This is a genomic window from Coraliomargarita algicola (assembly GCF_033878955.1).
Taxonomy (GTDB): Bacteria; Verrucomicrobiota; Verrucomicrobiia; order Opitutales; family Coraliomargaritaceae; genus Thalassobacterium; species Thalassobacterium algicola.
Map to the genome: position 1 here is coordinate 2,665,150 of NZ_CP138858.1, position 12,419 is coordinate 2,677,568.

The following is a 12,419-nucleotide window of genomic DNA, read 5'->3' on the forward strand; positions in this document are numbered from 1 at the left end:
AATCACGACGCTCCCCAAAACAAAGTTTTGAGGCTACACCTGCCCCGTAAGCTCGGTTCTTTGAACCGGGCACTCAGACAGCTCCGAACACCGGCGCAATCACGACGCTCCCCAAAGCAGAGTTTTGAGGCTACATCTGGCCCGTAAGCTCGGTTCTTTGAACCGGGCACTCAGGCAGCTCCGGACACCGGCGCAATCACGGCGCTCCCCAAAACAAAGTTTTGAGGCTACACCTGCCTGCTCTCCAAAACAGAGTTTTGAAGCTACACCTGCCCCGTAAGCTCGGTTCTCTGAACCGGGCACTCAGACAGCTCCGGACACCGGCACAATCACGGCGCTCTCAAAAACAGAGTTTTGAGGCTACTCCTGGCCGGCTGCTAGCGCTCGTTCCAGCCCTTACCGGAAAACACTTTAGGCATGCACTTCTCAATCCGTGCAGCCTTTGTCTTCGACTGCTTTGCAGATGTAAAATAGAGCAGATAACCGCGCTGCCGACCTGGCGTGAGCGCGGCAAAGGCAGCCTTAAAGTCGGCATTTTGCTCAAACGCCTCAATCAGTTCTTGCGGATACGCAGGCTGCCCAAGCTTCGGATCGCTGACCGCTTTGCCAGACTTTTCGATCTCAATGGCTTGCGCGACATAGCCCAGCAAAGCCTCTTCAAGCGACGCCACAGATTCCGTATTTTTAAACCGGATACAACGTGCAAAACGTGTATTCTCTCCAGGCAAGTCCAAGATCGCTGCTGTATCCTTCATTTCCGATCCCCGAAAAAAAGAAAGCACCACTGACTCCTTCAGCGCCCCCAGCATCAGCACATTTTTATTTGCATAAGTATAACAAGGCGCCCCCCATTTGATCACTTCCACCAACTCAGTCTGTAAAACAATTGCGCGCAACGAGCGAAGCACCTCCGCCCAAGGATGCACTTTACAGTCCGGCGTACCTCCGAGCGCACAACGGCCACAACCGGCCTTAAGGTATTCATCCACATTGCTGGGTTTTACTGGCTTCGACATACAATTACTGTGATGGAGCATCCCCCGAGGCAATCGTCTGCACGCGCACACGCGCCATTCGCTGCTGCAATTCATCGGGCGCAGGAAGCGCAGACACTAAAGACTCCAATCGGCTCCAAGCATACACAGTGGCCCTGCGCGCGCAGTCCTCTAGCGGCGCTCCCGCCAGGCGCCCCTGCAAATAACCCGCCAAAAGGGAATCACCGGCACCCACGGTGCTGATCACATTGACTGGAGGCGCGCTCGCCATCAGCTCGGAATCTTCCGTCAGAAACAACGCCCCATCGCCTCCCAGCGAAACGATTAGGTTCGGAATGCGCTCGCGACAGAGCTTACGCGCCGCTTCCAGAGTGGCTTGGAAATCGTCAAATTTCGCATCCAATAACTCCGCCAACTCATGCTCATTGGGCTTCGCCAAATCTACGCCCGCAGCGACTGCGGCCTTCAAGGCGGCACCACTGGAATCGATCGCAACTTTGGCCCCCGCCTCACGTAAGCGAGGAATCAGCTCAAGCAAAAAGGCAGGCTCCACACCACGGGGCAAGCTACCGGCGATCACTACCCAGGTGCCGGCTTGCACCTGTTGCAACAGAGTGGACAACAAACCCTCACATTGCGCCGAGCTGGGAGCGGGTCCTGGCAAATTGAGATCTGTGGTGTCATTCGCCTGCGCATCGATAATCTTAATGCCGGTGCGCGTTTCACCCGGCACACGAATAAAGTTATCCTGCAGAGCGTGCCGTTTGAAGTGTGTTTCAAAAATCGCGGGGTTGTCTTCGCCCAAAAAGCCAGTGACAGCAACCGAAGCTCCCCCCAGCGCGAGCATCGTAGCGACATTCACGCCTTTACCGCCTGCTTGGCGATGCGAATCAGTGGCCCGATGCACCGTGCCCGGCAGCAGCTGATCCACAAATACGGAATGGTCGATCGCCGGATTTAGAGTCACTGTGATGATTGAGGGTTTAGTATTCATAGTCATCATGCTTGAGGCTTTCTATTATGGAGCTCCCATATTCTAACCGATCAAAGAAAAAGGTCAATGAAACGCCCCGCCACTATTTTTTCTTTCTGGGCAGGCCACTCTTATTATAAACAGCCTTAGATTTACGTTTTTTGTAGGGCTTACTCTTGGCGGCACCACTCTCGCCACCGCCATGTTTACCGCTCTGCAACGTCTCGATTTGATCGCGGATCATGGCCGCTTTCTCGAATTCCAACTTACGCGCGGCCTCCAGCATTTCCTCCTCCATCTCGGCGATGACTTCCGCGACATCGCGATCGTCGGACTCCGCGAGCAGGCCGATGACATCGTCTTCGCGTTCATCGTAGCGCTTGCCGGGTGCCTGCAAGCCATCATCGATCTCGCGCTTCACCCCAACCGGGATGATGCCGTGCTGCTTATTATGTGCGAGCTGCTTCTCCCGGCGGTAATCGGTGGTTTCTAATGTGAGCTGAATCGACTTGGTAATCACATCCGCATAGAGAATGACGCGCCCCTTTTCATGGCGCGCCGCACGGCCGGCGGTTTGAATCAAGCTAGTGGCGCTACGCAGAAAGCCCTCTTTGTCTGCATCGAGAATCGCCACCAAGGCCACTTCGGGCAAGTCCAGTCCTTCCCGCAGCAGATTGACTCCAACCAAGACATCAAATTCCCCCTTGCGCAGACGGCGCAAAATCTCAACTCGCTCGATGGCGTCGATGTCGGAGTGCAAGTATTCCACCTTCAGCCCCGCCTCGCGCAGGTAATCGCTCAAGTCCTCCGACATGCGCTTGGTCAAAGTCGTGGCTAGGGTGCGCTCTCCCATGTCGGCCGCCTGACGCACTTCGCCAATAAAGTCTTCCACCTGCCCCTGAATCGGGCGAATTTCCATCACCGGATCCACCAAGCCAGTCGGGCGAATCACTTGCTCGGCAATCACCTGGGACACATCGTATTCATGCTGCGCGGGGGTCGCGGACACGTAGATGGTCTGCCCGGTAATTTGATTAAACTCCTCTTCCTTTTGCGGACGATTATCCATGGCCGAGGGCAGGCGAAAGCCAAAGTCGACTAGACGCTCTTTGCGCGCGCGGTCGCCATTATACATAGCACGCACCTGGGGCAAGGTCACGTGACTCTCATCGACAAAGAGCAGCGCGTCCTCGGGAAAGAAATCGATCAGGCAGAAGGGACGCTCCCCAGGCTTACGACCGGAAAGGTAGCGTGAGTAATTTTCAATGCCAGTGCAAAAGCCCATCTCTTGCAGCAGCTCGATATCGTATTCCGTGCGCATGCGGATGCGCTGCGCCTCGATCAACATGTTTTTTGATTCAAAATATGCGACGCGCTCTTCCAACTCTTGCCGGATGCCCGCGATCGCGGCATCAACTTTATCCTTGGGAGTCACGTATTGAGTGGCCGGATACAGGTTAAACATTTCCAGCTGCTCGCTGGTCTCTCCAGTCACAGGATCCAGCTCGCGAATACTCTCGATTTCGTCGCCCCAGAACTCAATACGAATCCCGGACTCCATATAGGCGGGGTAAATATCCACCACATCGCCGCGCACTCGAAAGCTGCCCCGCTTGAAATCGACATCATTGCGCTCATAGAGAATCCCGACCAGCTGCTCCAGAAAGTCGTCGCGCGAAAGCTCCAGCCCCGCACGTAGCGGAAGCATCATCGCCTTGAAGTCCTCCGGCGAACCGAGACCGTAGATGCAGGACACACTGGCGATCACAATCACGTCCTTGCGGCTGATCAGCGACGACGAGGCAGAGATGCGCAGGCGCTCGATATCGTCGTTGATCGAGGAATCTTTCTCGATGTAGGTATCCGTCTGCGGAATGTAGGCCTCCGGTTGGTAGTAGTCGTAATAGCTGACGAAATACTCGACCGCATTTTCCGGAAAGAAGGCCTTAAACTCGGAGTAGAGCTGAGCAGCCAAGGTCTTATTGTGCGAAATAATCAACGCCGGACGCTGCAACTCCTGGATAACATTGGCCATGGAGAAGGTTTTTCCCGAGCCCGTCACCCCCAACAAGGTCTGATAACGATTGCCCGCGCGGATGGACTCGACCAATTGTCGAATCGCTTCTGGTTGGTCCCCCTGTGGGGAGTAGTCGCTGCTCAGTTTAAAATCCACAGAAATACAGATTGCAGAGTTCCCAAGAGACGCAAGCGCAAGGCGAACTTGCGACTTTGTTCGCAGAGCGACCTCACATTTCGATCAGACGCGACTGGCGTCGCATCGCTACAATTTCAGCAGGAACTTGCGCTAGCAAGGTCTGAGCAGAATTAGAAGATTGAAAAGTAAGAAGAGAAAGAATTAACTTGCGATTCACCTACGCGCTGAATTAGAAGCGCTTACTTCACTCGTAAAATAGATAAATCAAACTAATCGAAAGATGCCAGTAGCCACACCAAAACAATACGAAGCGATGCTCGACGCCGCCCAAAAGGGCAACTACGCCTACCCGGCCGTCAACGTGACTTCGATCACCACAATCAATGCCGCACTCAAGGCATTTTCCGACGCGAAATCTGACGGAATTATTCAAGTGTCCACTGGTGGCGGTCAATTCGCCTCTGGCCTCAATGTAAATGACGCAGCTTTCGGTGCGATCGTTCTCGCCGAAGCCACTCACATTTTGGCTGAAAAGCACGATGTGCTGGTTGCCCTACACACCGACCACTGCCACCCTGAAAAAGTCGACGGCTTCCTCAAACCTCTGCTCGAAGCTTCTCGCAAGCGCATCGCAGAAGGCAAGGGCCCACTTTTCCAATCACACATGTTCGACGGTTCTGTCGTCGACCTTAAGGAAAACCTCGAAATCTCCAAGGCTTTGCTGAAGGAGTGCGCCGAGCTCGACATCATCCTTGAAGTTGAAGCTGGTTGCGTCGGCGGCGAAGAAGACGGCCACGACACCTCAGGCCTGCCCGCTGAAAAGCTCTACACCACTCCCGAAGACATGGTTGAAGTTTACGAAGCCCTCCAGCCAATCGGCCGCTTCCTCTTCGCTGCAACTTTCGGTAACGTGCACGGCGCTTACAAGCCCGGCTCCGTAAAGCTGAAGCCAACCATCCTGCGCGACGGCCAAAAAGCTGTCACCGAGAAGCATGGCGCCGATGCACTGATGGACCTCGTCTTCCACGGCGGCTCCGGTTCCGAGCTCAGCGACATTCGCGAAACTCTGGAGTATGGTGTGGTCAAGATGAACATCGACACCGACACACAGTACGCATTCACACGCCCAGTCGTGACACATATCTGCGAAAACATCGAAGGTGTGCTCAAGATCGACGGCGAAGTTGGCAACAAGAAGGTCTACGACCCACGCGGCTACCTCAAGAAAGCTGAAAAGAACATGGCAGATCGCTTGATGCAAGCTGCCGACGACCTCTGCTCCACAGGCAAAACAATCTTCGGCACAGTCTAAAGCAGCCGACTGATTTTATTTTTCAAAGCCGGATTCCGCTTAGCGGTATCCGGCTTTTTCGTACCCTGACTTCACACTTGCCGCGAATCGCGACAAGCACTCTAATATGCAACGGATTATGAGACGTCTATTCGCCCCGAGAGAATCACACCCTGCCGAAACCCGCACCGCCATTGTCCCCGCAACTGTTAAAAAGTTCAAAGACTTGGGACTCGACGTCAGTGTCGAAACAGGCATCGGCCTACAATCCGACTTCAACGACGAAGCCTACCAAACAGCTGGAGCTGAAATCGTCCAAGCCAGCGCCGCTGGCTACGCCACGGCCGACATAGTGATACGGGTGCGCAAACCGCAGACAGCAGAACTGGACGCCTTACGCCCCGGCACGCTGCACATTAGCTTCCTCGACCCCTTCAACGAACCGCAGCTGATCGCCGACCTTGCCAAGCGCAAACTGGCAAGCATCAGCATGGAAATGATCCCACGCAGCACCCTGGCCCAAAAGATGGATGCTCTCTCCTCGCAGGCCAACCTAGCTGGTTACGCAGCAGTCATTATGGCGACGGACCGCATGCGCAAAATCTTGCCCATGATGATGACGCCCGCCGGCACCATCTCGCCGGCACGTGTTTTTGTCATCGGCGTAGGCGTCGCCGGACTGCAGGCCATCGCCACCGCCAAGCGCTTGGGTGCTCGCGTGGAAGCCTTTGACACCCGCCCCGCGGTCGAAGATCAGGTCAAATCACTCGGCGCCAAATTTATTAAAGTCGATCTCGGTGCCACCGGACAGACCGACCAAGGCTACGCGCAAGAGCTCACTCCCGAGCAAATGGAAAAACAGCGGCAGGAAATGGCAAAAGCCTGCGCCCGCGCGGACATCGTGATCACCACTGCTAAACTCTTTGGTCGCAAGGCCCCCGTCATTCTGGATGAAGGGGTGCTGGCGCAGATGCAAAGTGGCAGCATCGTCATCGACTTCGCAGTCGAGTCTGGCGGTAACGTCGTAGGCTCCAAGCTCGGCGAAGAAATCGTCACCCCTCAAGGAGTACGCGTGATCGGCCCCGAAAACCTGGAGGGCTACTTTCCCAAAGATGCCTCACTCATGCTCGCCTCTAATTTCTACAATTTAATCGAACACTTTTGGGATGCAAAAACGCAGGACTTTCAGTATCGGGAAGAGGATGAGATTCTCAAAGGCTGCTTGATCACTCGTGGCGGCCAGGTCGTGCATGAGCGATTCAAATAGGCGGCCTATAAGAATCTATAGTACGACTTGTAATCAACTCCCCTCTTAATATTAAAAGCACCTATGCAAACAAACGATCCCGCCTATAATCCTCTCGATGATATTGATAGGGTCCTCGTCGACGAAGCCACGATCCAGAACCGATTGAAGGAACTCGGGCAAGAAATCAACAAGACCTATGCAGGACGCGATGTCGCCGTAATCGCGATCATTAATGGTGCCATTATTTTCGTGGCCGATTTGATACGGCAGCTAAATATCCCACTGCAACTTGACTGCATTCGCATATCCAGCTACCGCGACGAAGCTCGACCATTACAAGCACCAGAAGTCATCGACAAAGTTCGACTCGACCTAAAAGGGATGGATGTACTCATCATCGACGACATCCTGGACTCAGGTAACACACTGGCACGCGTCACCGAAATGTTCCGCGCCATGGGACCAGCCACCTTAAGGACCTGCGTCCTCTTGGACAAAAAAACGACTCGTACAGTCGATTTCGAAGCGGACTTCGTGGGCTTCAAAATTCCCGACGAATTCGTCGTCGGCTATGGCTTAGACTTCGCGGAGCGCTACCGCCAGCTACCATGCATCGGTGTATTACGCCCCGAGCTACAGAATCCACCGGAGTGGGCCTAAGTGATATTATCCATCGACATGGCATCAATAATCGCCCACACACAAACTCGATCATCATTCAAAATTTCTCCCTAGGGTCCAATATTCATCCAAAAATCGAATTAACTGGTGGTAAACACTTCTAAACTATTGAACTAAAAGCTTTATCACAGCCATTTAATAGTCATAGTACGATAAATTACCTGACTACCATGAAAACTGTTGCCATAATTGAAGACCAAACTGCCATCCGCGAGATGGTCAGTCAGGCTGTAATTGATCAAAGCGAATACAACGTCATCATCGAAAGTGGCGACGGTCAAATCGGCTGCGACACCTGCTTGGAACAAAAGCCCGACTTTGTGATTCTCGATGTAATGCTGCCCAATTTAAACGGCACAGAAATTCTACGTATTTTCCGGGAAAAAATTCCAGACACCCAAGTCTTAATTTTCTCTGGCTACCAGAGCCCGAGCTTAGTTAGAGAACTCCTACAAGCGGGCGCACACGGTTTCGTAGAGAAATCGGCCCCCCTATCGGAACTGCGCAAGGGGAATCGAGATTGTCTCTAATGGTGGCAGTTACTTTGGCCCCGAAGTCGCGCTACTACTGCGCGACGCAATGGCCGATCCCAGATCGAGCGACTCTGGCATCAACATCCTAACCAAACGCGAACGCGAAATTCTTCAGCTGATAGCGGAAAGCCACAGCACCCGCGACATCGCCGGCAAGCTGGAAATCAGCGTCAAAACCGCAGAGAACCATCGCACCAATCTGATGCGCAAGTTGGACCTGCATGATGTCGCCAGCCTCACCCGCTATGCGATCAACAACGGTCTAATCTCGATCGGGAACTAAAGGCAGTAGATCAGCTATCTGTGGGCTGGTGCACCCAAAAATCTGCCACGCCGCCTCAAGATAGAGTCGCACGCAAGCGATCAACCAAAATATCCAACAACAAAGGATGCTCTCCCAACAAAGGAGTCGTCTGGATCTGCTGGAAGGCACCGCTCGCCACCAGCCCATCACAGATCTCGGCCACATCGCCCCCCTCCCCTGCATGACGGCCAGGCAACAAGAAAAACATAGCCAGGATTAAACGGCCACCAGCAAAACCGTCCAACTGAGCAAGCCCCTCCAATAAGGGCTCGTTAAAGGCATAGGCCGCGCCCGATCGTCGCTCCATCGAGCAGGGCTGCACAAGTTCAACCGCCGGTTGCAACAACTGCTCAAGCTGCCGCGCCACTGTGTTTCGCACATGGTTCACCGCTCGAATCGGAGAACCATGGTCCACCAAAGCAACTCGCGTCCCAGGCGTCCACGGCAAAGCCCGCACTTGATCCGCCAGTATTTGCGCCAAGCGCAGATCCGGCACCGCCAGATCCGCCCCCGCCAAAACAGAGGCCACTTGCACCTTCAACTCAGGACATTCGCGCTTCAACTCTGCCACAACTTGCGGCAAATAATCGGTGATCGCCAAACTAGGCCCCAGAAAAAGTGGCACACACACAAAGTTTCGATGTCCCAGCTCGATGCACTCCCGCAAACGACGCTCACAATTGTCGCCGGCACTCCCGCTAGCGCCTGCTCAGGAATCCGGTGTGAGTGCAAGAGGCTCACAGCCTCAACAGACAAATCCACACGCTGCGACAGCGCCTCCGCCAAAACCCGCAATGCGAGAGTCGCCTGAGGACGCAGGGAACCGTTATCAACTAAAAATACAATAGGCGCAGTCATAGATAGGGAAAGTAAACGACAATTTCTCCACACACATAGGAAAATGTTTGCGAGATACAAATCATACCACCACATTCTGAAATTATGAACAAGACCGCCCGCACACTCTTTACCCTGCTCTTGGCAGTTTGCCTTCTTCCAGCCTGCACACGCAAACAAGCCCCATCGCAATATGGCAATGAGATGGGAGGCGGCAAAGGCGGCAGTTTAAGCGACACTGGAGACTACGGCGGCGACTATGTTCCAGAAGGTTCCTTCGACATGAGCTTGGACGGCAGCGCCATTGACGGCCTAACAGAACGCGGCTCGGACGGAATTGAAAATGGCATGTACAAGGGCTTCACAATGGTCGAAGGCGTGCTCCCCTCGATCTACTTTGACTTTGATTCTTCCTCTGTCGCCGCCTCTGAGCGCTCCAAGCTACAACAAGCTGCAGACTACTTAGATCAAAACTCCGGCTACCACATCCTAGTCGAGGGGCATTGCGATTGGTATGGCACCAGTGAGTATAACTTGGCGCTCGGCGACCGCCGCGCCAACAGCGTAAGCGACTATCTCGGCACACTCGGTATCACACCGCTACGCGTCGAAAAGCTCTCCAAAGGTAGCCTCGAAGCCACCAGTGGGTTGTCCAAGTCACAATCCTCACAAGATCGCCGCGCCGACTTAATCTTACTCAAGAAGTAAGCCCTGAGCTTCCAGCAACCAGTAGCCCCAAGGGTTCAGTGTGATATTTTCGCGCGCACTCAAAGTGTGCCGTTCATCCGTCAAGACGTCCGTATAATCTCCCGCCAAAGCGGAATCATGGATCGTAAAGCTGACCGCTTCGGGTGACAAATTGAGCAGGGCGACGATCTTATCGCTGTTCATCTCTCGATAAAAAGCCCAAACCTGCGCCTCGGCTCCAGTATTGAAGCTTACAAAATCACCTCCGTGTGCACCATTCCACAAGGCTTGATTACGCTTCTTCCATTGAAACAGACGAGTCAGATGCGCACGTTGCGGATGCGGTCGCCAGTCAATCACATCCTTTTCAAAGAAGAGCAGCATCTGATCCAAGCCCGCCTCTTCACCATTATAAATCAATGGCATCCCCGGCGCCACAAAGGTGTATGCCCGCAAGACACCTGTCGCAGCGCCGTAATCTGCATCTACCGTCGAATGCCAACTGTTTTCATCGTGATTCGTGAGGAAACGCATGCGAATGGCATGATCCGGATATTTCTCGGCCTGTTCATAGACCTCGTAGTCCACCAACGCCTTCGCATCGATCGCCCCCGCTTTGAGCTTACGCATCTCTCCCATCTGATGCCAGGCATAGCTCATCTCAAAGGCCTCGTCGTGAAATTCGGGTAATTGCCCCTCAGCCAGCATAAAGACTTGGCCAACTTGATTCAGCTCACGGCGCGCTTGATTCCAAAAATCAGTCGGCACCTCTTCAGCTACATCGCAACGAAAACCATCGACCCCAAACTCCTGCACCCAATACTTCATCGCATCGATCATAGCGAGACGCAGCTCAGCATTCGTATAATCCAAGGCAATCACATCCGTCCAATCAGCGACAGGAGGAACAAACTCGCCCGCTTCATTGGTCTCATAAAATTCCGGATTCGTCCGCGTCCAATGATGGTCCCACGCAGTATGATTGGCGACCCAATCCAAAATCACATACATGCCTAATTCATGCGCACGATCCACTAAGCCCTGAAAGTCTGCTGGCGTGCCAAACTCTGGATTGACGGATTTATAATCACTGATCGCGTAATAACTCCCCAGACTCCCTTTACGATTTTCCTCCCCAATACTGTGAATCGGCATAATCCAAACCAAATCGATCCCCATAGCTTTAATCTGTGGCAAATACGCGGTGACTTGATCCAAAGTGCCCGCCTCTGAGAACTGGCGCACGTTCACTTCGTAAATCCCCACATTTTTCGACCAATCGGGATACATGCCAAAGCCTGCCCCGCTGGAACGATTCGCAAGTGTAGATGATAAAACAAGGGCGAGAACTGCGGACAGTAAAAGACGTGGGCTTGGTAGCAACATGCAGCCAAACAAGCCACAAAGAACAATGAACACAATTGCACGCCCAGTTGGACAGTTGACAACCTACGCCCCAATAGAGCACAGACGCCCCGCGTCGAAATTCACCCAATCTGTGAGGACGGCCCCCCCTGTAAACTAAAACAATCTTTCAATGTTAAATGACATAGCGCTTAACTTCGCTTTACAGACGTGCAAGCATCTGCACTGTCATCACTAGATATTTAAACACCGCCATGACCACCGCGACACTCAACTACGAACCCATGGTCTTCAACCCCAAGCTCGGGAATGAAGCACCGCTGACTGCGATCCAAGAAGAAATCTTGGCGCTCAAAAAGGAGCGCAACGCACTCATCTTAGCGCACAACTATCAGATCGATGCCATCCAACGTGTGGCCGACTACGTGGGCGACTCCTTAGGGCTAGCCTACAAAGCTGAAGAGGCCGATACCGATTGCATCGTATTCTGCGGCGTCCACTTCATGGCGGAGACAGCCAAAATCGTAAACCCGAATAAGCCAGTACTACTCCCCGAAATGGAAGCTGGCTGCTCGCTCTCCGACTCCTGTCCGGCAGAAAAGCTGGCCGCCTACAAAGCGGCCAACCCCAATGTTTATGTGGTCGCCTACATCAACTGCTCTGCAGGCGTGAAAGCACTCTCTGATGTAATTTGCACCAGTGGCAATGCCATGAAAATCGTCGAAAAGGTCCCCGCAGACCGCGACATTCTCTTCGTGCCCGACCAAAACTTGGGCCAGTGGGTCAGCAAACAGACCGGGCGCGAGATGCAACTCTGGCCAGGCTCCTGCTATGCGCACGTGCTATTCACGCAGCAAGCGATCGAACGCTTAAAGTTAAAATTCCCCGACGCACTGGTGGTCGCACACCCGGAATGCGTCGAAACGGTACGCGATAATGCCGACGAAGTTTGCAGCACCGAAAAGATGATCGGCTTCTGCCGCGACTGCGATGCCGAGCAAATCATCGTCGTCACCGAGACCGGCATGATCCACCGCCTACAACGCGAGATCCCCGAGAAAACTTTCATCGCCGGCCCGACCGACACCTGCGCCTGCAACGATTGCCGCTTCATGAAGATGAATACCATCGAAAAGCTACGGGATTGCCTGCGCGATATGTCGCCTCAAATCGAAATGCCGGAAGACATCCGCCTCAAGGCCTACGCCCCCATCAAGCGCATGCTGGAATGGAGCAAGTAGAGCGGGGTGAATCGGAACATCCAACTGCTTGCCCTGCGTCGCCTTTGGCGAAACATGGGGCCATCATCGCACGTTCAATGATGAATACCATGAGACCTAAGGCGCAGC

12 protein-coding genes are annotated in these 12,419 nt (G+C 53.6%); 7 read left to right on the forward strand and 5 right to left on the reverse strand.

Annotation, left to right across the window (positions count from 1 at the left end):
* Positions 1 to 377: 377 nt before the first annotated feature.
* The 3 genes from SH580_RS10725 to uvrB form a co-directional block, all read right to left on the reverse strand.
* Positions 378 to 1,016 (reverse strand): YdeI/OmpD-associated family protein, encoded by a 639-nt coding sequence (locus SH580_RS10725; RefSeq protein ID WP_319834976.1) that lies wholly within the window; start codon positions 1,014 to 1,016, stop codon positions 378 to 380.
* Between the two features lie 4 nt (positions 1,017 to 1,020).
* On the reverse strand, positions 1,021 to 1,989 hold the full coding sequence (gene pfkB, locus SH580_RS10730) for a 1-phosphofructokinase (RefSeq protein WP_319834977.1): 969 nt from the start codon (positions 1,987 to 1,989) through the stop codon (positions 1,021 to 1,023).
* Positions 1,990 to 2,071: 82 nt separating this feature from the next.
* Entirely contained in the window at positions 2,072 to 4,141 is a 2,070-nt protein-coding gene (gene uvrB / locus SH580_RS10735; RefSeq protein WP_319834978.1) for an excinuclease ABC subunit UvrB, read from the reverse strand.
* A 262-nt stretch (positions 4,142 to 4,403) separates the two neighbouring features.
* Between uvrB and fbaA the strand changes: the two genes are divergently transcribed.
* From fbaA to SH580_RS10760, 5 genes are all read left to right on the forward strand, one after another.
* On the forward strand, positions 4,404 to 5,435 hold the full coding sequence (gene fbaA, locus SH580_RS10740) for a class II fructose-bisphosphate aldolase (RefSeq protein WP_319834979.1): 1,032 nt from the start codon (positions 4,404 to 4,406) through the stop codon (positions 5,433 to 5,435).
* Between the two features lie 118 nt (positions 5,436 to 5,553).
* The gene (locus tag SH580_RS10745) at positions 5,554 to 6,681 is read left to right on the forward strand and encodes an NAD(P) transhydrogenase subunit alpha (RefSeq protein WP_319834980.1); all 1,128 of its coding nucleotides are present in this window, start codon (positions 5,554 to 5,556) and stop codon (positions 6,679 to 6,681) included.
* A 63-nt stretch (positions 6,682 to 6,744) separates the two neighbouring features.
* The gene (hpt, locus tag SH580_RS10750) at positions 6,745 to 7,323 is read left to right on the forward strand and encodes a hypoxanthine phosphoribosyltransferase (RefSeq protein ID WP_319834981.1); all 579 of its coding nucleotides are present in this window, start codon (positions 6,745 to 6,747) and stop codon (positions 7,321 to 7,323) included.
* 191 nt (positions 7,324 to 7,514) lie between these two features.
* Complete coding sequence (locus SH580_RS10755; protein ID WP_319834982.1) at positions 7,515 to 7,874, forward strand: response regulator; 360 nt, start codon at positions 7,515 to 7,517, stop codon at positions 7,872 to 7,874.
* A 49-nt stretch (positions 7,875 to 7,923) separates the two neighbouring features.
* Positions 7,924 to 8,160, forward strand: a complete 237-nt coding sequence (locus SH580_RS10760) for a LuxR C-terminal-related transcriptional regulator (RefSeq protein ID WP_319834983.1) — start codon at positions 7,924 to 7,926, stop codon at positions 8,158 to 8,160.
* Positions 8,161 to 8,215: 55 nt separating this feature from the next.
* Here SH580_RS10760 and SH580_RS10765 read toward each other — a convergent pair whose 3' ends face one another.
* A complete protein-coding gene (locus SH580_RS10765; RefSeq protein WP_345786222.1) occupies positions 8,216 to 8,806 on the reverse strand; it encodes a sirohydrochlorin chelatase in 591 nt (196 codons plus the stop codon).
* Positions 8,807 to 9,123: 317 nt separating this feature from the next.
* On the opposite strand from SH580_RS10765, the gene SH580_RS10770 reads away from it, so the two are divergent.
* Complete coding sequence (locus SH580_RS10770; protein WP_319834984.1) at positions 9,124 to 9,726, forward strand: OmpA family protein; 603 nt, start codon at positions 9,124 to 9,126, stop codon at positions 9,724 to 9,726.
* On the opposite strand, the gene SH580_RS10775 is transcribed toward SH580_RS10770, so the two are convergent.
* On the reverse strand, positions 9,712 to 11,091 hold the full coding sequence (locus SH580_RS10775) for an alpha-amylase family glycosyl hydrolase (protein ID WP_319834985.1): 1,380 nt from the start codon (positions 11,089 to 11,091) through the stop codon (positions 9,712 to 9,714). The genes SH580_RS10770 and SH580_RS10775 overlap by 15 nt on opposite strands.
* A 263-nt stretch (positions 11,092 to 11,354) precedes the next feature.
* Between SH580_RS10775 and nadA the strand changes: the two genes are divergently transcribed.
* Positions 11,355 to 12,311, forward strand: a complete 957-nt coding sequence (gene nadA, locus SH580_RS10780; protein ID WP_345786225.1) for a quinolinate synthase NadA — start codon at positions 11,355 to 11,357, stop codon at positions 12,309 to 12,311.
* Positions 12,312 to 12,419: the final 108 nt, after the last annotated feature.

Excerpts from the sequence above, each read along its gene's own strand:
- SH580_RS10760 (WP_319834983.1), top strand. The coding sequence starts at position 7,924 with ATGGCCGATCCCAGATCGAGCGACTCTGGCATCAACATCCTAACCAAA.
- SH580_RS10775 (WP_319834985.1), bottom strand. The coding sequence starts at position 11,091 with ATGTTGCTACCAAGCCCACGTCTTTTACTGTCCGCAGTTCTCGCCCTT.
- hpt (WP_319834981.1), top strand. The coding sequence starts at position 6,745 with ATGCAAACAAACGATCCCGCCTATAATCCTCTCGATGATATTGATAGG.
- SH580_RS10755 (WP_319834982.1), top strand. The coding sequence starts at position 7,515 with ATGAAAACTGTTGCCATAATTGAAGACCAAACTGCCATCCGCGAGATG.
- fbaA (WP_319834979.1), top strand. The coding sequence starts at position 4,404 with ATGCCAGTAGCCACACCAAAACAATACGAAGCGATGCTCGACGCCGCC.
- SH580_RS10770 (WP_319834984.1), top strand. The coding sequence starts at position 9,124 with ATGAACAAGACCGCCCGCACACTCTTTACCCTGCTCTTGGCAGTTTGC.
- nadA (WP_345786225.1), top strand. The coding sequence starts at position 11,355 with ATGGTCTTCAACCCCAAGCTCGGGAATGAAGCACCGCTGACTGCGATC.
- pfkB (WP_319834977.1), bottom strand. The coding sequence starts at position 1,989 with ATGAATACTAAACCCTCAATCATCACAGTGACTCTAAATCCGGCGATC.
- SH580_RS10725 (WP_319834976.1), bottom strand. The coding sequence starts at position 1,016 with ATGTCGAAGCCAGTAAAACCCAGCAATGTGGATGAATACCTTAAGGCC.
- SH580_RS10745 (WP_319834980.1), top strand. The coding sequence starts at position 5,554 with ATGAGACGTCTATTCGCCCCGAGAGAATCACACCCTGCCGAAACCCGC.